At 64.5% G+C, this 17,916-nt stretch carries 23 protein-coding genes; 13 read left to right on the forward strand and 10 right to left on the reverse strand.

Going from position 1 to position 17,916, the window contains the following annotated elements; all coding sequences use genetic code 11:
* Positions 1-3,991: malto-oligosyltrehalose synthase (gene treY / locus QMO14_RS23100; protein ID WP_301510008.1), on the forward strand; the 3,991-nt coding region annotated here is incomplete at its 5' end.
* A gap of 28 nt (positions 3,992-4,019) precedes the next feature.
* On the opposite strand, the gene QMO14_RS23105 is transcribed toward treY, so the two are convergent.
* On the reverse strand, positions 4,020-4,412 hold the full coding sequence (locus QMO14_RS23105) for a hypothetical protein (RefSeq protein WP_301510010.1): 393 nt from the start codon (positions 4,410-4,412) through the stop codon (positions 4,020-4,022).
* A gap of 220 nt (positions 4,413-4,632) precedes the next feature.
* Here QMO14_RS23105 and QMO14_RS23110 point away from each other — a divergent pair, with 220 nt between their 5' ends.
* The 12 genes from QMO14_RS23110 to QMO14_RS23165 all read left to right on the forward strand — a co-directional run bounded on the left by QMO14_RS23110 (position 4,633) and on the right by QMO14_RS23165 (position 10,958).
* The gene (locus QMO14_RS23110) at positions 4,633-4,947 is read left to right on the forward strand and encodes a hypothetical protein (protein ID WP_301510012.1); all 315 of its coding nucleotides are present in this window, start codon (positions 4,633-4,635) and stop codon (positions 4,945-4,947) included.
* The gene (locus QMO14_RS23115; RefSeq protein WP_301510014.1) at positions 4,944-5,174 is read left to right on the forward strand and encodes a hypothetical protein; all 231 of its coding nucleotides are present in this window, start codon (positions 4,944-4,946) and stop codon (positions 5,172-5,174) included. The genes QMO14_RS23110 and QMO14_RS23115 overlap by 4 nt, the downstream gene beginning before the upstream one ends.
* Complete coding sequence (locus tag QMO14_RS23120) at positions 5,174-6,358, forward strand: phage/plasmid replication protein, II/X family (RefSeq protein WP_301510016.1); 1,185 nt, start codon at positions 5,174-5,176, stop codon at positions 6,356-6,358. The genes QMO14_RS23115 and QMO14_RS23120 overlap by 1 nt, the downstream gene beginning before the upstream one ends.
* Positions 6,359-6,370: 12 nt before the next feature.
* Positions 6,371-6,694 (forward strand): single-stranded DNA-binding protein, encoded by a 324-nt coding sequence (locus QMO14_RS23125; RefSeq protein WP_301510018.1) that lies wholly within the window; start codon positions 6,371-6,373, stop codon positions 6,692-6,694.
* On the forward strand, positions 6,694-6,867 hold the full coding sequence (locus tag QMO14_RS23130) for a hypothetical protein (RefSeq protein WP_301510019.1): 174 nt from the start codon (positions 6,694-6,696) through the stop codon (positions 6,865-6,867). Before QMO14_RS23125 ends, QMO14_RS23130 begins: the two co-directional genes overlap by 1 nt.
* 13 nt (positions 6,868-6,880) lie before the next feature.
* The gene (locus tag QMO14_RS23135) at positions 6,881-7,174 is read left to right on the forward strand and encodes a major capsid protein (protein WP_301510021.1); all 294 of its coding nucleotides are present in this window, start codon (positions 6,881-6,883) and stop codon (positions 7,172-7,174) included.
* Between the two features lie 97 nt (positions 7,175-7,271).
* The gene (locus QMO14_RS23140; RefSeq protein WP_301510022.1) at positions 7,272-7,472 is read left to right on the forward strand and encodes a hypothetical protein; all 201 of its coding nucleotides are present in this window, start codon (positions 7,272-7,274) and stop codon (positions 7,470-7,472) included.
* Between the two features lie 13 nt (positions 7,473-7,485).
* A complete protein-coding gene (locus tag QMO14_RS23145; protein ID WP_301510023.1) occupies positions 7,486-7,689 on the forward strand; it encodes a major capsid protein in 204 nt (67 codons plus the stop codon).
* A 122-nt stretch (positions 7,690-7,811) separates the two neighbouring features.
* Positions 7,812-9,284 carry a hypothetical protein gene (locus tag QMO14_RS23150; RefSeq protein ID WP_301510024.1) on the forward strand — a complete coding sequence of 491 codons (1,473 nt, stop codon included), beginning with the start codon at positions 7,812-7,814 and terminating at the stop codon, positions 9,282-9,284.
* A gap of 2 nt (positions 9,285-9,286) precedes the next feature.
* Positions 9,287-9,586: a DUF2523 domain-containing protein gene (locus QMO14_RS23155; RefSeq protein ID WP_301510026.1), complete on the forward strand. Its 300-nt coding sequence runs from the start codon at positions 9,287-9,289 to the stop codon at positions 9,584-9,586.
* Positions 9,583-9,750: a hypothetical protein gene (locus QMO14_RS23160; RefSeq protein WP_301510027.1), complete on the forward strand. Its 168-nt coding sequence runs from the start codon at positions 9,583-9,585 to the stop codon at positions 9,748-9,750. The genes QMO14_RS23155 and QMO14_RS23160 overlap by 4 nt, the downstream gene beginning before the upstream one ends.
* Positions 9,750-10,958: a zonular occludens toxin domain-containing protein gene (locus tag QMO14_RS23165; RefSeq protein ID WP_301510029.1), complete on the forward strand. Its 1,209-nt coding sequence runs from the start codon at positions 9,750-9,752 to the stop codon at positions 10,956-10,958. Before QMO14_RS23160 ends, QMO14_RS23165 begins: the two co-directional genes overlap by 1 nt.
* Positions 10,959-11,021: 63 nt before the next feature.
* On the opposite strand, the gene QMO14_RS23170 is transcribed toward QMO14_RS23165, so the two are convergent.
* From QMO14_RS23170 to mltG, 9 genes are all read right to left on the reverse strand, one after another.
* Complete coding sequence (locus QMO14_RS23170) at positions 11,022-12,080, reverse strand: ParB/RepB/Spo0J family partition protein (protein ID WP_301510031.1); 1,059 nt, start codon at positions 12,078-12,080, stop codon at positions 11,022-11,024.
* A 3-nt stretch (positions 12,081-12,083) separates the two neighbouring features.
* Positions 12,084-12,386 (reverse strand): hypothetical protein, encoded by a 303-nt coding sequence (locus QMO14_RS23175; protein ID WP_301510033.1) that lies wholly within the window; start codon positions 12,384-12,386, stop codon positions 12,084-12,086.
* Positions 12,387-12,756: 370 nt separating this feature from the next.
* Positions 12,757-13,017 (reverse strand): hypothetical protein, encoded by a 261-nt coding sequence (locus QMO14_RS23180; protein ID WP_301510035.1) that lies wholly within the window; start codon positions 13,015-13,017, stop codon positions 12,757-12,759.
* Between the two features lie 180 nt (positions 13,018-13,197).
* A complete protein-coding gene (locus tag QMO14_RS23185; protein WP_301510037.1) occupies positions 13,198-13,878 on the reverse strand; it encodes an ankyrin repeat domain-containing protein in 681 nt (226 codons plus the stop codon).
* Positions 13,875-14,681 carry a TatD family hydrolase gene (locus tag QMO14_RS23190; RefSeq protein WP_301510040.1) on the reverse strand — a complete coding sequence of 269 codons (807 nt, stop codon included), beginning with the start codon at positions 14,679-14,681 and terminating at the stop codon, positions 13,875-13,877. Before QMO14_RS23190 ends, QMO14_RS23185 begins: the two co-directional genes overlap by 4 nt.
* A gap of 97 nt (positions 14,682-14,778) precedes the next feature.
* On the reverse strand, positions 14,779-15,165 hold the full coding sequence (locus tag QMO14_RS23195; RefSeq protein ID WP_301510041.1) for a PilZ domain-containing protein: 387 nt from the start codon (positions 15,163-15,165) through the stop codon (positions 14,779-14,781).
* Positions 15,162-16,178, reverse strand: coding sequence for a DNA polymerase III subunit delta' (locus tag QMO14_RS23200; RefSeq protein ID WP_301510044.1), 1,017 nt, complete (start codon positions 16,176-16,178; stop codon positions 15,162-15,164). Before QMO14_RS23200 ends, QMO14_RS23195 begins: the two co-directional genes overlap by 4 nt.
* A complete protein-coding gene (gene tmk, locus QMO14_RS23205; RefSeq protein WP_301510046.1) occupies positions 16,178-16,831 on the reverse strand; it encodes a dTMP kinase in 654 nt (217 codons plus the stop codon). Before tmk ends, QMO14_RS23200 begins: the two co-directional genes overlap by 1 nt.
* Positions 16,828-17,853 carry an endolytic transglycosylase MltG gene (mltG, locus tag QMO14_RS23210; RefSeq protein ID WP_301510048.1) on the reverse strand — a complete coding sequence of 342 codons (1,026 nt, stop codon included), beginning with the start codon at positions 17,851-17,853 and terminating at the stop codon, positions 16,828-16,830. The genes tmk and mltG overlap by 4 nt, the downstream gene beginning before the upstream one ends.
* Between the last annotated feature and the right edge of the window lie 63 nt (positions 17,854-17,916).

Below are 17,916 nucleotides of genomic sequence, written 5' to 3' on the forward strand. Positions count from 1 at the left end.
GCGGGTGCACGCGGGGCGGGTGCGCTTTCACCAGTACCTGCAGTGGGTGGCCGACCGGCAGTTCTCACGCGTCGCAGCACGCTGCCGCGCGCTCGGAATGGGCGTGGGTCTCTACACGGACCTGGCCGTCTCGGTCGATCGAGCGGGCTCCGATGCCTGGTCTTTCCAGGAAGGCTTCGCCGAAAACGCCAGCATCGGTGCGCCGCCGGACGAGTTCAACCCGGCCGGCCAGCGCTGGGGTCTGCCGCCGTTGCGGCCAGCCAGCCTGCGCGCCGACGGCTATCGTTTCTTCATCGAGACGCTGCGCGCCAGCATGCGCGGCGCGGGCGCCCTGCGCATCGACCACGCGATGGGACTGATGCGGCTGTTCTGGATTCCGCCGGGGTGCGGCGCGGGAGAGGGCGCCTACGTCTACTACCCTCTGGATGAAATGCTCGCCATCGTCGCCATCGAAAGCCACCGGCAGCGCTGCATGGTGGTTGGCGAGGATCTCGGCACGGTCGAGGACGCGGTGCGCAACGGCCTCTCGCGGGCCGACGTGCTCTCGTACCGGCTTCTCTACTTCGAGCAGCGGCACGGCGGCGGCTTCAAGGCGCCCGCCGAGTACCCGCCGGCGGCGCTGGTCGCGATCAGTACGCACGATCTGGCCACCTTCGCGGGCTGGTGGACGGCCGCCGATCTGCGCGAGCGGCTGGCGCTGGGCCTGTTCCCCGATCCAGCGGTCTTCGACAGGCAACTGGCGGACCGCGTGCGCGAGCGCGTCGAGTTGATGCACTCGATGCAGCAGGAAGGCCTGCTGTCGCGCGAGGAGATGGCGGAGGCGGCCGGTCTCGCGGCACCTTCGGAACGGGTGGTGGAGGCGGCGCATGCCTTCCTGGCCAGCACGCCGTCGGCGCTGATGATGGTGCAACTGGAGGACGTGGCCGGCACCATCGAGCAGGCCAATATGCCGGGCACGGTCGACGAGCATCCCAACTGGCGCCGCAAGCTGGCGCAGCCTGTCGCGGCGCTGGTGCAGGGCGATCGCATGCACGGGCTGGCCCGGTTGCTGCGCGAAGCGCGGCCGCGGCAGGTGCAAGGCGAAACGCCCGCCGGCCTGCAGGCGCGCATTCCACGCGCCACCTACAGGCTGCAGTTCCACAAGGACTTCGGCTTCGACGACGCGATCCGCGTGCTGCCGTACCTCGCGAAGCTGGGCGTGAGCCATGTCTACTGCTCGCCGATACAGCGTGCCCGCCCGGGCAGCATGCACGGCTACGACGTGGTCGCGCATACGGAGATCAACCCCGAGCTGGGCGGCGTGGAAGGCTTCGCGCGCTTCGTCGATGCGCTCAAGGCCAACGGCCTCGGCCAGTTGCTGGACATGGTGCCCAACCACATGGGAGTGTTCGGCGCCGACAACGCATGGTGGATGGACGTGCTGGAAAACGGCCCTGCCTCGCTCTTCGCGCAGCACTTCGACATCGACTGGCAGCCGCTGAACCCCGAGCTGGCCGGCAAGGTGCTGCTGCCGGTGCTGGGTGGGCACTACGGCGAGACGCTGGATGGCGGAGAGCTGGTTCTGTGCTTCGAGGCAGCGGCCGGCAGCTTCGCCATTCGCTACTTCGAGCATCGTTTTCCGCTGGCGCCCGAGACTTATCCGGTGGTGCTGGAGCGGGCGCTCGAGCGGCTCGGCGATGCCGATGCGTCGCATCGGCTTGCGAGCCTGTCTACAGCCTTCGGACGCCTTCCTGGGCGTGACCTGGCATCGCCGCATGAGCAGGCCGAGCGAGTTCGCGACAAGGAACTGTGCAAGGCGCGCCTCGCGGATCTGGTGCAGAGCCAACCGTCGGTGGCCCATGCGCTTGCGGCCGCGACGGCGGAGTTCAACCTGGCCTCGGCGGAAGCTCGCGACGCGCTGCATCGGCTGATCGAGGCACAGGCCTACAGGCTCGCGCACTGGCGGGTGGCGGCCGACGAGATCAACTACCGGCGCTTCTTCGACATCAACGATCTGGCGGGCGTGCGCATGGAGCGCGGCGAGGTGTTCGAGGCGACTCAGTCGTTCGCTCTCGACCTGGCGGCTTCGGGCGTGGTGGACGGACTGCGGATCGATCATCCGGACGGGCTCTACGACCCGGCGGGCTATTTCCGCAAGCTCCAGGAAGGCTATGCGCGCCGCGCCGGACTGGTGCTGCCGACGCACGACGCCCAAGGCCGGCCCGCGCGGCCGCTCTACGTGGTGGCCGAGAAGATCGCGGCGGCGCACGAGGACGTGCCCGACAGCTGGCATGTGCACGGCACCACCGGCTACCGGTTCGCGAACGTGGCCAACGGCGTGCTGGTCGACACCGCCGGCAGGGATCGCGTGCTGCATGCCTGGCAGCGCTTCACCGGCGTGGTGGAAGACTTCGCCTCGATCTGCCGCGACGGGCGGCGGGAGGTGATGCGCAATGCGCTGTCGTCGGAGCTCAACGTGCTGTCCGGCGTGCTGCTGCGGATCGCCCGGGCCGACCGGGGCACGCGCGACTACACGCTCAACGCGCTTCGCCGCGCGCTGACGGGTGTATGCGCCTGCATGACCGTCTACCGCACGTACATCGTCGACGAGCCGTCCGCCCAGGACGGTCGCTTCATCGACGAGGCAGTGGCCGAAGCCGCGCGGCGCAGTGGGGATGCCGACCTGTCGGTGTTCGGCTTTCTGCGCGGCGCACTGCGCGGCGAGGCGTCCGCCGGAGCATCCCCCGCGCTGGCTGAACGGGTGCGCCGCTTCGCGATGCGCTTCCAGCAGTTCAGCGCGCCGGTGGCGGCCAAGGGTGTGGAAGACACGGCGTTCTACCGCTACTTTCCGCTGAGCTCGCTCAATGAGGTAGGCGGAGAGCCGGATCTCTTCGGCATCGAGATCGGGCAGTTCCACGCGCTTTCCGCCGACCGCGCGCTGCGCTGGCCGCACACCATGCTGGCGACATCGACACACGACAACAAGCGCTCGGAGGACGTGCGCAACCGGATCGACGTGCTCTCGGAAATTCCCGACGACTGGATGCGTGCGCTGGCGCGCTGGCACGGCAAGTGCCGCGGCACGCGCGCGAATCTGCCGGGCGGCGAGGCCCCGTCGCGCGCCGACGAATACCTGTTTTACCAGACGCTGCTGGGCACCTTGCCGCCGGGCGGGCTCGATGCGGATGCGCTGCCGGAGTACACGCAGCGCATCTGCCAGTACATGCGCAAGGCCGCGCGCGAAGCCAAGCTGCGCACACGCTGGACCCAGCCGGACGAAGACTACGAAGCCGCGCTGGAGCACTTCGTGCAGGAAATCCTGGCTCCGGCTGAAAACGGGGAGGAGGGCGAGTGCCTGCGCGACATCCGGCTGCTGTCGGACCGGCTCGCGACGATCGGTGCATGGAACAGCCTCACGTTGACGTTGCTGAAGTACGCCTCGCCGGGCGTGCCGGATCTCTACCAAGGCAGCGAACTGATCGCGCTGAGCCTCGTGGATCCGGACAACCGGCGGCCGGTGGACTATGCGCTGCGCCAGCGGCTGCTCGAGGAACTGGACGGGATGGCCGGCGAGGATGGGCTCGCCCGGCGGGTTTGCGCGATGGCCGAGTCTCCGCACGATGGACGGGCGAAGCTCTGGTTCATCTGGCGCCTGCTGTCCTTGCGCCGGGTACAGCCGCTGCTGTTTGACGAAGGCAGCTACGAGCCGCTGGAGGTCGAGGGCCCGCTGGCGGGGCACGTGGTCGCGTTCGCCCGGCGGCATGCCGACCAAACGGTGCTGGTTCTGGCGGCCCGCCTGTTCGCGTCCTTTTCCGGCGATGCTGCAACGCCGATGCTGCCGGAGCCGACGAAATGGAACGGCACGACGATCCGCCTGCCGGAAGGACTCGGTGGACGCTCGTTCCGCAACCTGCTGACCGGGGAGGTCGTTTCCCTCAAAGAACGGCTGGAGCTGACCGATGCATTCAACTCGATCCCATGGGCAGCATTGGCTCCTGACGCCACGCTCTGATCAAGAGCAAATCATCTGTTATCAATATTTAACATAATGCACATTGTGTCCAATGCGCCAGCATTCCGACCAGGTCAGTAGCTCCCGGGACCATCGAAAAAATCTGGTGTGCCGCTGCTCCAGCGGAACCGATAGCCGCGCCAGTCACTAGCAAAGCTTTTCCCAGCGCTTTCATGAGCGCGTCCCCCTTGGGCTTTCCCTCGTAAGCCTCGACTGTCGCGCGTGCCAGCACTTGCACCGGGTCGAGTCCGGCTATGTGGGCCATCAGTGCTTGGTCTGCCGGCGTGCATGCCTGGTGAGCGTGCCGCCAGTTGCTGATGCGTTGGCGGGTTACTCCCAGCGCGATCGCCAGTTTGTTGTCGCTGCCCGCTGCCTTTGCTGCCTTGTCGATTAGCAGGTTTAGTTCTTCGAGATGTTGCATGTCTTTACTCACGTACAAGAATTGATGTACATTCCCGGCACGTATCAATATCTGTGAACGTACACGGACTGAGGGACATTATGGCTCGGAGGGAACAGCTGTTACCAGCACGGCGACAACAGTCGCTTCCGGCGCGCGCGCGTGCCGGCCAATCCGGTGTCGGCATGGTCGCCATGTTCCTCGGCCGTCGCCCTCCAGCTCAGCAGCCGGTCAAGCAGCAATGAGTAAGCAAGCCCAGTACTTCCTGCGCATGTGGTACGGCGTCTTGGCGCGTCTGGAGCACCCCCGCCACAGTGCTCAATTCGACCGTGAGCTTTTCGAGGATGAGCATCGAGTGCGCATCCTGGCCGCCGACTTGATCGGATGGGGCGTCAGCCGGCCGGACGAGCCGGCCGCGCGGAGCGGAGCGACTCGCGAGCCGGCGCTGTCGGCCGTGAACCCGCTCCCGAATTTTTGTCAGGCGGGCGTGGTAGCACCGCCTGACAGTCTCATGCACGAGAAAAGCGCCGTTATCGGGCGCGGGGTGCAGGCATGACGAACGGTGTCCTGCCTTTTTTCCTCTATACGGGTTCGGGCGCGTCGACTTGCTACGTTATTTCATGGACCGGCCGTCGCATCGATGGCGACGATGTCGAGCCGCAGGTGTATCGCGTTGTGTGTCATGGCGTGAAAGCTGCCCGTGCTGCGCAGGATGGGCTTCGCGCTCGTGGGTTCACCGTCACGTGCGAACAGGTGGCGTTCTATCGGGTTGGTGGCGACTGATGGCCTACGACACCATCAAGCTCCGCTCCCCGTTCATGGACCTGTCCGTCATGCGCCGGATCGAGCAGCAATGCATCCTGCGTTCGGGCATGCATCTCGGTACTGGCGAGATCCTGTACGAACTGCACGCCGGCGAGCTGCTCGGGAGCTGGGATGCCCGCATCGGGATCAAGCCGATGCATGAGGAGCACGTGGCTGACAAGAACGGCCGCGTTCGGCTGCAGCCCTGCGAGCCTTACTTGCTTATCGAGGCCAGCGTGCACAAGGTGCTGCTTGGTCACAACGTCTATGGCGGGCCGACCAACTTCCTGGAGGCCGCGCGCTATCTGGTCGCGCTCATCGAGAAGCTGCTGGACACGGATTTGCCAGCTGCAGACAACTGGACGGTGCACCGCGTTGACGTGGCGAACGTCTTCGTGCTCTCCCCTGCCGGCATCAAACAGTTTTTCGATTCGATGCAGCTCATGAGCTTTCCGCGCCGTGGTGCGAAGGCGATGAAGTGCGCGATGAGCATTTACTTCCCGGGCAAGACCACGACCGTGAAGTTCTATCACAAGGGCTCCGAGTTCAAGGTGCACGACTACGCCAGGCTGCGCCGCTTTTTCCGCACCCTCTTCGATCACTTGCACGGCACCGACGAGAAGAACCCCGAGCGCGTCGAACGCAAGCTGCGCGCTCTTCAACGTCTCGCTGATCGACGCCTGCGCGTCGAGGTCGAGATCCACTCCGACAAATTGCAGTACGACTTCGGACGGAACCCCACCGCCGCCGAGATCGGGGATGAGTACCTGCAGCGCATTCACGACAGCGAAATCGAACGAATCCTTCGCGAAGGAAAACAAGGCATGGACACCGTACGCACCGAAGAGGCCGTGTGGCAGCGCCTCCAGTCTCGCTACCCGCAAAAGCTCGCCCACGTGCTGCATGCCTTCTGGCAAACGATGGCCACGCGCGGCGACGACAAGGCGAAGGAGCGTTACACGAAGCCGACCTTCTACCGCAATCGCAAGCTGCTCGAAGAGGTTGGCGTGAGCTGGCGCGGCAGCGACATCGTCCTGGTGGCGAACGATTCCTTAATCCATGACTTCACGCCCATGAGGGGCGACAGGCGGTTCTGCAATCAACCGGCTCGGAACCGCCCCGAGTACCACGTCAGCCGGGATTTGATGCGCCTCGCGGCGTAGGAGTGAAAGCACATGAACGCAGTTGTTCAACCCGCCGGCATGCAATTTTCGCGTGCGAAACCGATGGAGGTCCTGGTCAAGGGCCGTATCGATGCTCGTCGTCGTCACGATGGCACGCACTACACGCGTGTGCTCACGCCGGCGCCGGATGCGTATAGCCGTCCGCAGGTGGTTGAGATCCGCAGTAAGCAGTCCCTCGGCGCGACGGGTGACGAAATCGAGAAGCTGTGCAAGCTCGGCGGCTATACGCGCAAGGCCTTCCGTACGACCGACAAGGAAACCGGTGAAACCACGATGGTGACGCCGGTGGATCTGACGCTCGACGAGATCGAGTGATGCCCTCCCCCGCCGCCGCCCTCGCCTTCGCCGTCGCTGGCTTCTTGCTGGCGATGGTTGTTGTCGGGCTCATCTGGGTCGACGGCGAACGCGCTGCCAAGCGTGATCGCATTGAGCGCGTGCGCCGTCGCGATCACTCGAAGGTGCCTTCAATCCACTCGGCTTCTCGCTGATCCGAGGAAAACCATGGCTGCAATTGATGTGTCTGCTCTCGGTACTGCCTTGCTTGAGAACGCGCAGGCCGTGTCTCTCGTCGGCGTCGCTTGCCTCGGCATTTGGGGTGCGATCAGCGCATTCCGAGTGCTTCGAGAGCTGCTTGAAATCGGTTCGTCGGCGTCGTCTGGCAGGGGTGGCGGCGGTGGCGGGTCGTCTTCGTTGGATCGGCTTGCTGAGGCTCGTGCGCACGCGCAGCAGATGCAGTTGACTGGCGAGGGGCAGTCCGCTGCGTATGCAGAGCATGAGGCGCGAGGCGGCAAGTGATCCGCTGGCTTGTCCGCACGTTCGGCCGTAGTTTTGTCTGGAAGCTCGGCGCGCTCGCTGCCGTCGCGGCGGTGGCTTTCGTCAAGGCGTACTTCTGATGGCTGATCCCACTGTCATCGAATGCGCATCCGCGTGCACCGTCACCGTGGTGCACGAACTCTCTCTTCCTCCGCTTCAGCTCAGCACTGAAGAGGGGGCACAAATCGCGCTCGCCATCAGCGCGGTCTGGGTCGTTGGCTGGGCCATCCGCATGGTCCTGAAGACGCTCAGTACTTCCGATGGAAACCAACCTGAGTAAAGGAAATTTCGACATGAACGCAAACATCGTTCGCGGCCTCGTTGCCGCTGGTGCTCTGACCCTCGTGGGCGGTGCGAATGCCGCCGCCATCGACGTGGCGGCTGTGGTCACCGACATCGGCGCACAGGCCGCTCCGATCGGTCTGATCGGCGTGGCCGTGCTGCTGATCTACGGCGCGGTGAAGGCCTTCAAGTGGGTGCGCGCAGCTCTGAGCTGATCCCCCGCTGAGCGCACCTGGTGGACGCGCCAGGTGCCTTGTTCAAAGCGGTCGCGTTGACTGCTTCGCACAGGGCAACGACACATGGGCCTCTTCGTCATCATCGCAATCCTGGGGGCCTTGTGGCTCATCTTCTCCGCCTGATCCTGGCCGCCGTGCTGGCGGTTTTCTCGGTGTCGGTGCATGCGCTGATTCCGGTATCGGACTCCTGGTCTTTCAACGCCGCGCAGTACGGTGATTCCGGCAAGCAAGGGTCTGGCTTCGCGTCTGCGCAAGCTGCTTGCGATGCGTACGTCAACGCGCAAAAGGCTTCCATACCGTCGTGGACCTTTGGTTCTGGTGCTGTCGGTGCGGCCGCATCGCCCGCGAGTATTTGGGGTGACTTCAAGTGCACCGTCTATGCCAATAACGGGTCTATCGGTCCGATGCAGGCTGGTCTTTACAAGAGTGCTGGTGGTAGCTGTCCCGCTAACAGCACGCTTGTTTCTTCGTTGAATCAGTGCTCATGCAACGCGAACTATGAAGAGGATTCGACGCACACGAGTTGCGTGCCCTCTAAGTCGCGGTGGGAGAAGGCGTGTGAGGGCAACATTGGCAAGCGCTACAACTTTCAGTCCGCTGGTAAGAACCAGGCTGGCGGCTGCCAGACCGAAATTAACAACGTCAATTCGCCCATCGAGGGCGATACGGGTGGCTTGCCCGATTCGTTCGGTTGCCAGGTGCGTTTCGTTGATGACGGCAGTAAGACGTCGGCGCTTGATCCAGACACCAAGGAGTGGGTCACGAAGGGCCTCGGCCGTGTTACCGGCGAGACCTGTGTTGGTACTGGCGTGCCAGTGCCTAGCGACGCTCCCGAGGGCACCACGCAGGAATCCGAGGGCAAGAACGATCAGTGCCCCTATGGGCTGGTGAAGGGTGTCAACGGGCAGATCGTGTGCGCGTACAGCGATCCCAATGGCACCATCGAAGGCACGGAGACCAGCACCGTCAAGAACCCCGACGGCACGTCGACTGACACCAAGAAAGAGATCAAGTGCGATGGTGGTGTGTGCACGACGACGACAACAACGACGACACGCGATAGCGCGGGCACCATCGTCGGCACGAAGATCGATGAGAAGAAAGAGTCCATCGGGGAGACGTGCAACAAGGACCCGGGCAATAAGGTGTGTGCCACCACGGGCGGTGGAGGTTCTGATGGTGGTGCTGGGTTCAGTGGTACGTGCGAGGCTGGCTTTCAGGCCAAGGGTGAGGATCCTGTGTTGAACGCGATGGCGCTTGAACAGTACAAGCGCAATTGCGAGACCTTCCGTACCGACATGGAGCCGTCGACGTGGGTTGTTGCCGAAGGCCAGAAGACCGGCAACGCCATGGAGGGCAATCCCAACAATGGGTCCGTAAGTGTCGGCCCCGGCAACTTCGACCAGTCCGATGCACTCGGCGGTGGCGGTTGCAATCTCAACAAGACGGTCGTGGTGCGCGGCTACAGCGTCGCCCTGCCCTTCAACGTCCTGTGTGACCCGCTCGCTGTGTTGGGTCAGATCCTGGTGGCCGTCTCGCTCCTGTTGGCGGCTCGTATCGTCACAAGGGGGTAACCATGCCACTCATCCTCGCGCTGTTGTTGCGCGGTCTTCTCTGGGTCTCCGGCAGTGTCGCCGGCCAGGTGCTGCTGCGACTCGGCATCGGTGTCGTCACGTACACCGGCACCAATGCCAGTCTCGCCTGGTTGAAGTCGCAGGCCGTCTCTGCGCTTCAGGGCATGGGCGGTGATTACATCGCCCTCCTCTCCTACATGAAGGTCGGTGTCTGCATCAGCATCATCACCAGCGCCATCGTGGCGCGTGCTGTCGTCACGGGCATTACCAGTGACAGCGTCAAGCGCTGGGTGTTGAAGTGACTGATCTCGCTTTGTCGTTGGTGTGTTTGGCGCTGGCGTTCGTCAGTTGGGCTGGTGCGAATCGTGCGATCGATGCTGATGACGACAGTACGGTCATTCGATATCTGGTTGTTATGGCTGGCCTTGGCGGTATCGGGTTGGCCAACACTGTTGGGCGGTTCTGATGCTGTATCTCCGCACTGGGGCCAATGGCTCCTGCAAGTCCCTCTTCACGCTCAAGGATGTGCGCGAGAAGCAGCTCGCCGAGCTGCGGCCGGTCTGCGTCATCGTCGGTGACGATACCGATCCGACCAGGCAGTACGTGAAGATCAAGCCAGCGATCATGGAGGAGTTCGGCTGGAAGACCTGCCAGTTCAAGGACTGGTGGGCGCAGGCCGATGGCACGATCTTCCTGGCCGATGAATGCCATAACTACCTGCCCAAGCGTCCGAATGGATCTGCAGTTCCGCAGTACGTCAGCCGCCTGGCCGAGCATCGAGCTCGTGGCATGGACTTCTTCCTGCTTACCCAGCATCCGAGCAACATCGACAGCTTCGTGACGAAGCTGGTCGGGTCGCCTGGCTGGCACCAGCATCTCAAGCGGGCGTTCGGTGCGTCCAACGTGACCAGCGTGATCCAGTGGTCGGCGGTCAACAACCAGTGCGAGAAAGATGGCTCGGGCAAGTCTGGCCAGGTCGACATGCGCAGTCAGCCGAAGGATGTGTTCGTCTGGTACGACAGCGCCGAGCTGCACACCGGTAAGCGCAAGATCCCGCGCCAGTTCTGGATGGTCGCCGTCGGTGTGCCGCTGGCGCTCGGCATGTTCTTCATGGCCGCGAAGCTGCTCTGGGATCGCACCCACAAGTCCACCGTGGTGCAGGCTGGCCAGCCTGGCCAGGCCGGACCTGGAGCGCCTGGTGCGGCAGCTGCTGCACGCGATCACGTGATGACGCCAACCGAGTACATCGCCAGCTACAAGCCACGTGTGCCTGGCTTGATGCATTCGGCGCCGGCGTACGACAAGCTGACGGAGCCGAAGCGTGTGCCGGTGCCGGCCGCGTGTGTCTCGATGCCGTCGAAGGGTTGCAAGTGCTACACGCAAGATGCGACGCCCTATCCGGTCGACCAGGCCATGTGCGATGGCCTGGTCAAGCATGGCGCGTTCTACGCTTTTGCGGCTGAAGGTGAGCGCAAGGCCTACGATCAGCCGCGTATCGCCCGCCAAGGCCCGGAAACGGCCCTTCCTGGGGCTGTCGCTCCGATCCTGATCGACGGGGGCCCTAAGTCGCCCGGTGCCGCTACGACGGTCGCAACCGCGGTGCCGCCAGATCTGGGCAGTCAGCCGCGTGTCCGGCCTGGCTCGCCATGGTCGTTCGAGCTCCCTGCACGTTGAAGTGAAAAAGCCGCCCTCGGGCGGCTCCGCCCTCGGGCGGCTTCGTTTTTTCGCACGCGAAACTCACACTATGGTCGCGCGGATCTCGATGGCGAGATCTCGGAGCGTCAGGTCGATGTTGTTGGCACCGAGGATGTAGGCGGCGGTGTCTTCGGTGCTCGGGTAGTTGTCTATCCATCGCGCGATTCGGCGCATGGCGTCGAGCTTAGTTGCCGTCACGAGCTGGTGGCCTGACTGCCATGCCTCTACTACGTATTCGCACATGACCTGTTGTTGTTCAGCGGTCAGCTTTCCGATGACTGCGTCGAGATCGACGTTCTCGCTGGGCTTGAGTTCGTCGATCAGATCGTCAAAGCCATGACTTGCCGTCCAGCTCGGTGTCTTTTGCTCTGTGACTGGTGCGTTCTTGGCTTTCGCTTTCTTTTTCGCGGAGGCCTTTTTCTCGGCTGCGATCTTCTCCTTGATTTCGGCCAGTAGCGCGCGTGCTTCCGTGCGGCCGGCCTTGCCGGTTTCGATGGCGTCGAGCAGCTGCTGTTGCGGTCTGCCCCACGCGAGCGTTTCGATCTGCGAGATCGTTAGCACCAGGTCGAGGTCTTCCGTCTTGCCGCTGTCCAGCAGCATGCGCGCGCGCCAGCTCAGCTTCGTGGCCGCTGCTAGGTGCTTCGACACCCATGGCAGCGATTTGCCCGTCAGCGCCGCGATGGGTTTCAGCGCCTGGTGCTTGTCGTAGAGCTTCTTTACGTTGGCCGCGAGATCCTGCACGCTCAGGTCTTCGCGCTGGATGTTTTCCACGAGCTGCATTTCGGCCGCCTTGGCCGCGTCGATCTCGCCGATGAGGGCGGGCACGGCGGTAAGGCCTGCCAGGTGTGCTGCGCGTACGCGTCGCTCGCCGGCGATGATGATGAAGCTGCCCATCTTGTCCGGATCTGGGCGCAACAGGACGGGCTGCATCATGCCCTGCTGCTTCATGCTCTCGGCCAGCTCCTGCAGCGTTGCTTCGTCGAAGAACGTGCGGACCTGGTCCTCCGCGCGGATGTTCTCGAGCGAGATGAATTGCAGCGCAGGCGCTGCCGGTGTGGTGGTCGCCGGTGTTGCCGGCGTCTTGCGGGTCTTCGTGGCCATGGCTCAGTACTCCTGGCGGAAGGTGAAGCCGTCGGCCAGGATCGACTTGTCGTAGGATTTCCACGCGATGTGAGAGCCGCGCGGCAGGTTGTCTGGTGCGTCGAGGTTTCCTGCCATCTGCCAATCCATGAAGAAGTCGCCCGTAACGTCGCCTGCGCATTCATGAGCGTATGGATGGCGGCATGGTGTGAATGCGCCTCCGAAGGTCGGTGGCGTCACCAGCTCGAGCTGGGCCTGGCTGGGGGTGGTCGCCGGCGCGAGTTGCGCTGCGGCGAAGGATGCGAACGAGATCTGAGTAGCGGACATGTGGACTCCTGGAAGTTGGGCTGTTGAAGGGAATACCTTCAGCAGTCGCTTCCTCGCTCCCCTCGCAGGGCGAGGGGCGGGGGGGAGTGGGTTGCTCGTGCAACAAGAAAAATCCGGCCAGTGCCGGAATCCCGCATAAAAAACACCCCCGTTGCGCCCCTCGCAAAAGCGTGGGGTCAACGGGGGTGTTTGCGGGATTCCAAGCTGGTCGGATTTTTCAGTGGGTAGCTATCGCCAAAAGCACCAGGCGTGACATAGCGCAGCGGGAAGGTAGCGAAGCGGACGGCTGGCGCGACTGGTGACTTGGCGATGCGGCCTCGAGGTCACGCAGCTGGTGCACACAGATCCGCCGCGGGGCGGCGCCCTCCCCTCAATCTGCCCGCATGTCGGGAGTTGAGATCGTCAGCTTGAGGCCGTCTCGCAGCTCCGGCGTATTCCTGGTCGAGCGCATTTCTCTGTTCGCGTCCATGAAGCCATCGCGCACAGCTATACGAATGACCCAGTAGAGAAGCCACAGTGTGATTGCTGTCGAGATCGCTCCAATGATGAAGAGCACGACGAGCTCCTGTCCTGCCTGGTGCTGTGCCTGGCGCACCATCTGGTCAAGGTGTCTTTGTAGTTGTGGGTCCATGAAAAAGGCCTCCGATCGGAGGCCGTATTTTGCTGGTAGTCTTAACGAGATTTACATTTTTTCAAGCGAATTTCGCTTGACATAAGCCCGATTGTGTTCTGCTAAATCGAGCTTTTGCACATTGTATCCAATGCCACACCAGTTCGGACGACGCTCAAACCTTCTGAGCCTAGACGAAGCTCACCACTTGCCGTCCTTGGGAACAGCCTTGACCGCGCTGGCCTTTGCATTCGCTGCCGCGGCGATCATCGAGGCGGCTTCCGAGCGGTTCGCCTTGTTGGCGAAGTCGACGGCGGTCATGCCCAGCTGGTTCTTCATGGTCGTGTCGGCGCCCTCTTCCAGCAGCAGCTTCACGGCGTCGTTGGAGCCGTACATGGCGGCCATCATCAACGGCGTGGTGCCGTTGGGCGATTGCGCATCGATGAAGGCGAAGTTCTCGAGCAGCGTCTTCATGATCGCGATCTGGCCGCTGGTGGCTGCGTAGTGCAGCGGCGTCCAGCCGGTCTTGTTGACGGCTGCGTCGCGCTTGAGAAGCTGGGCGACGATGTCCTGCTGACCCTTGATCGCGGCCAGCATCAGCGGGGTTTCGTCCTTGGGACTGGCGATGTCCACATCGGTCTGCGGCGCCTCGATCAGCACCTTGATGACTTTCGGCGATGGCTCGCGCAGCGCGATCAGCAGGCCCGTCTGGCCGTGTTCGTCGCGGGTGTTGGGGTCGAACCCGCGCTGGATCAGGTTGCTGACGCCGCTGGCGTTGTCGCCGCGAACGGCACGGAAGAAGTCTTCGAATGAGCCGGCGTGCGCTGCAAAAGATGCAGCAATGACAATGAGATAAATCGATTTCTTGAAGTAGTTTTTCATGATTTGACTTCCCTGAACAATGCTTCGAAATTGTCGCTCGTGGCCTTGGCGACGGCCTCTACGGGCATCTGCCTGAGCTCCGCGATCTGCTGCGCCACGTAGGGCACGTAAGACGGGTTGTTGGTCTTGCCGCGGTACGGCACCGGCGCGAGATACGGGCTGTCGGTTTCGATCAGCATCCGGTCCAGCGGCACGAAGGCGGCCACGTCGCGCAGGTCCTGCGCCTTCTTGAAGGTCAGGATGCCGGAGAACGAGATGTAGAAACCGAGGTCGAGCGCGGCGCGGGCCACCTCGGCGGTCTCGGTGAAGCAGTGGAACACGCCGCCGGCCGCGCCAGGCGAGGCATCCTCGCCCTCTTCCTTCAGGATCGCCAGCGTGTCCGCCGAAGCCTCGCGGGTGTGGATGATCAGCGGCTTGCGGGTCTGCCGGGCGGCTCGGATGTGCACGCGGAAGCGGTCACGCTGCCACTCCATGTCGGAGATGCTGCGGCCGCCCTTGCGCTCTTCCATCTGGTAGTAGTCGAGGCCGGTTTCGCCGATGGCCACCACACGCGGCCTCTGAGAAAGGCGCACCAGGTCGTCGACCGAAGGCTCGGCGATGTCCTCGTTGTCGGGGTGCACGCCCACGCTCGCCCAGAAGTTGTCGTAGCTGGCGGCAAGGGCCTGCACTTCGTCGAATTCCTCGAGCTTGGTGCAGATGCAGAGTGCCCGGTCGACCTGAGCCGCGGCCATGGCGGCGCGGATCTGCGGCATCTGGCCCGCGAATTCGGGAAACGTGAGGTGGCAGTGGGAGTCTGTGAACATCGGAAATGATGGAGTGCGCGGCGCATGCCCTTCTGGGGCCTCCATGGGAGGTTGCGCCGTCGACCGAGTTCCGCGTCACGAGGACGGGGCGGAAAACTCAGATGGTTTGCGTGGGGCGGTCGGAGGCCATCGAGCCGCCGAGCGCCGCTTCGATGCGCGCCTTCAGCTGGCGCGACTTCTCGTCGGAAGGAAAACGGATGCCCACGCCCGGAGCCCGGTTGCCGGCGGCGCGCGGCGGCGTGATCCAGGCGACCTTGCCGGCCACGGGGTAGCGCTGCGGATCTTCCGGTAGCGTCAGCAGCACGTAGACGTCGTCGCCCAGGCGGTATTCGCGCGTGGTCGGGATGAAGATGCCGCCCTCCGCGAACAGCGGGATGTAGGCCGCGTACAGCGCGCCCTTTTCCTTGATGGCGAGCTGGATGACGCTCGGCCGGGCGGGTGCGGAAGATGCTGCGGGCGCAGCGGATGCGGCAGGTTGGTTCATGGTCGGCGACGAGCGGCAGAGTTTAGGGTGGTTCGCGCTTCGCTCACAAGCGCTTCTAGCATGAGGCCCGCGTTGAACGGGTGCTCCGCGGTTCTCGCGGCGCTGGCAAGCGACTTCGACCAGCGCGCGAGCGCCAGCCGCGGCGGCGCCGCCGGCAGGTCGGCGGCGTCGAAGAAACGGGGCGTCGCGCCGTTGCCGACGGCCATCAGGTCATGGCAGAGCTTCTGCAGAGCGCCGACGGCCTGTGCAGGCGCGTGATCGGCCAGAGCGCCGACGTCGCCACGCGCCATGGCCTTGGGCAGCAGCGCCCAGGCCTTGGGCGACTGCCCTGCCCGCGCGAGCCGCAGTGCATCGCTGGGCCGGCCGCCGGCAGCGCGCAGCAAGGCGGCCGCGTCGGCCGCCGGCACGTCCAGCGCGACCAGCCAGGCTTGCGCCTCGGCGGTTTCGGGCCAGGGCAGCGTGAAACCGAGGCAGCGGCTGCGAATGGTCGGCAGCAGCTGCCAGGCGGCTTCGGTCGCGAGCACGAAACGCACGTCACCGACAGGCTCTTCGAGCGTTTTCAGCAGCGCATTGGCGGTGATAGTGTTCATGCGCTCCGCCGGATACACCAGCACCACCTTGCCACGTCCACGCGCGCTGGTGCGCTGGGCAAAGCCGACCGCGTCGCGCATCGCCTCGACGCGGATCTCGCGGCTGGGCTTGCGCTTCTTGTCGTCGATGTCCGCTTGCGCCTTTTCGTCGAGCGGCCAGCCGAGCTCCTGCATCGCCACCTCGGGCATCAGCACGCAGAGGTCGGCATGCGTGCGCACCTCGATGGCGTGGCAGCTCGGGCAATTGCCGCAGGCGGTGCCCTCCTCCGTCGGCTGCTCGCACAGCCAGGCGGAAGCCAGGGCCAGCGCCAGTTCGTACTGGCCGATGCCGGACGGGCCTTGCAGCAGCCAGGCGTGGCCGCGCTGGCGCAGCAGCTCGGTCAGCGGCCGGCGCAGCCAGGGAGACAGTGCCTCGGCGCTCATCAGGCTCGACCTCCGGCCAGCACGCCGCGCGCGGTCAGTTCGGACTCGATCTGCTGCCAGACCTGCTCGCGCGTCTGGCTGGCGTCGATGCGCACGAAGCGCGGCGCATCGGCGCTAGCGCGGTCCGCATAGCCCTGCGCCACGCGACGGAAGAACTCGACCGGCTGGGCCTCGAACTTGTCGGGCACGCGGGCGCCGGCCAGCCGCTGCGCGGCGATCTCGGGTGCCAGGTCAAACCACAGCGTGATTTGCGGCTGCAGCAGCTTTGGGCTGCCGGCCTGCGCCTGAACCCACTGCTCCAGGGTCGACAGCACGGCGGCGTCGAAACCGCGCCCCGCGCCCTGGTAGGCGAAGGTGGCGTCGGTGAAACGGTCGCACAGCACCACGTCGCCGCGTGCCAGTGCGGGCTCGACGACCTGCGCGATGTGATCGCGCCGCGCTGCGAACACCAGCAGCGATTCGGTCAGCGGGTCCATCGGCTTTTCGAGGATCAGCCCCCGCAGCGTTTCAGCCAACGGCGTGCCGCCGGGTTCGCGGGTGCGGACGACCGTGCGGCCCTGCGCCTTGAACAGCGCCTCCAGCGCATCGAGATGACTCGACTTTCCCGCGCCGTCGATGCCTTCCAGCGTCAGAAACAAGCCTTGGTCACTCATTGGGTCGTCGCCTTCGGTCTGGAATCGCCGCCGCCGCGCTGGTAGCGGTTGACCGCACGGTTGTGGTCGTTGAGCGAGCTGCTGAACTGGCTGGTGCCGTCGCCGCGCGACACGAAATACAGCGATTTGCTTTGCGCCGGCTGCACCGCAGCCAGCAGCGCCGCCTTGCCCGGCATGGAAATCGGCGTGGGCGGCAGGCCGCCGCGCGTGTAGGTGTTCCACGGCGTGTCGGTCTGCAGGTCTTTCTTGCGCAGGTTGCCGTCGAAGGCGGTGCCCATGCCGTAGATGACGGTCGGGTCGGTCTGCAGCGGCATGCCGATGCGCAGGCGGTTGGCGAACACTGCTGCGATTTCCGCCCGGTCGTTGGCCTTTCCTGTCTCCTTTTCGACAATACTGGCCAGAACAAGCGCCTCATCGGCCGATTTCAGCGGCAAGTCGGAGGCGCGGGCGGCCCAGGCGGCTTCGAGCTTCTTGTCCATGGCGCGCATCGCGCGCTGCAGCAGGGCGATGTCGGTCGAGCCCTTCGAATAGGTATAGGTGTCCGGGAAGAATCGGCCTTCAGGATGCACGCCCGGCCTTCCCAGCTTGGCCATCAGCGCCTCGTCGGTGATGCCCACGCTCTCCGGCTTGAGCTGGTCGGCCTTGGCGAGCGCAGCGCGCACCTGGCGGAAGTTCCAGCCTTCCACCAATACAAGGCTTCGCGTGGCCTCCTCGCCGCGCACCAGGATGCTGAGCAGAAGCTTGGGCGTGACGCCGCGTTCCAGCTCGTAGCTGCCGGCGCGCATCTGGCGGTCTTGCCCGGAAATGCGGAACCACAGGTAGAGGAGTTGAGGCTGGACGTCGACGCCGGTATCGGCCACCGCCTGGGCAATGCCGCGCGGCGTGGTGCCGGGTTCGACCGACAGGTCGACGCTGGGCGCGGGCAGCTTGAGCGGCTGGTGCACCCACCAGAGGCCGGCGCCGCCGAGCGCGAGCGCGACCAGGGCGGCGAGCAGGAAAAGCGTGAGGAAGAAGCTGCGCACGGATGCGATGTGAGGATGACGGAGGAAAACAGGAGGCTGTTAACGAAAAATCGGTGCCCTTGC

Origin of the sequence: Variovorax sp. CAN15 (assembly GCF_030462475.1) — a bacterium.
GTDB lineage: Bacteria > Pseudomonadota > Gammaproteobacteria > Burkholderiales > Burkholderiaceae_C > Variovorax.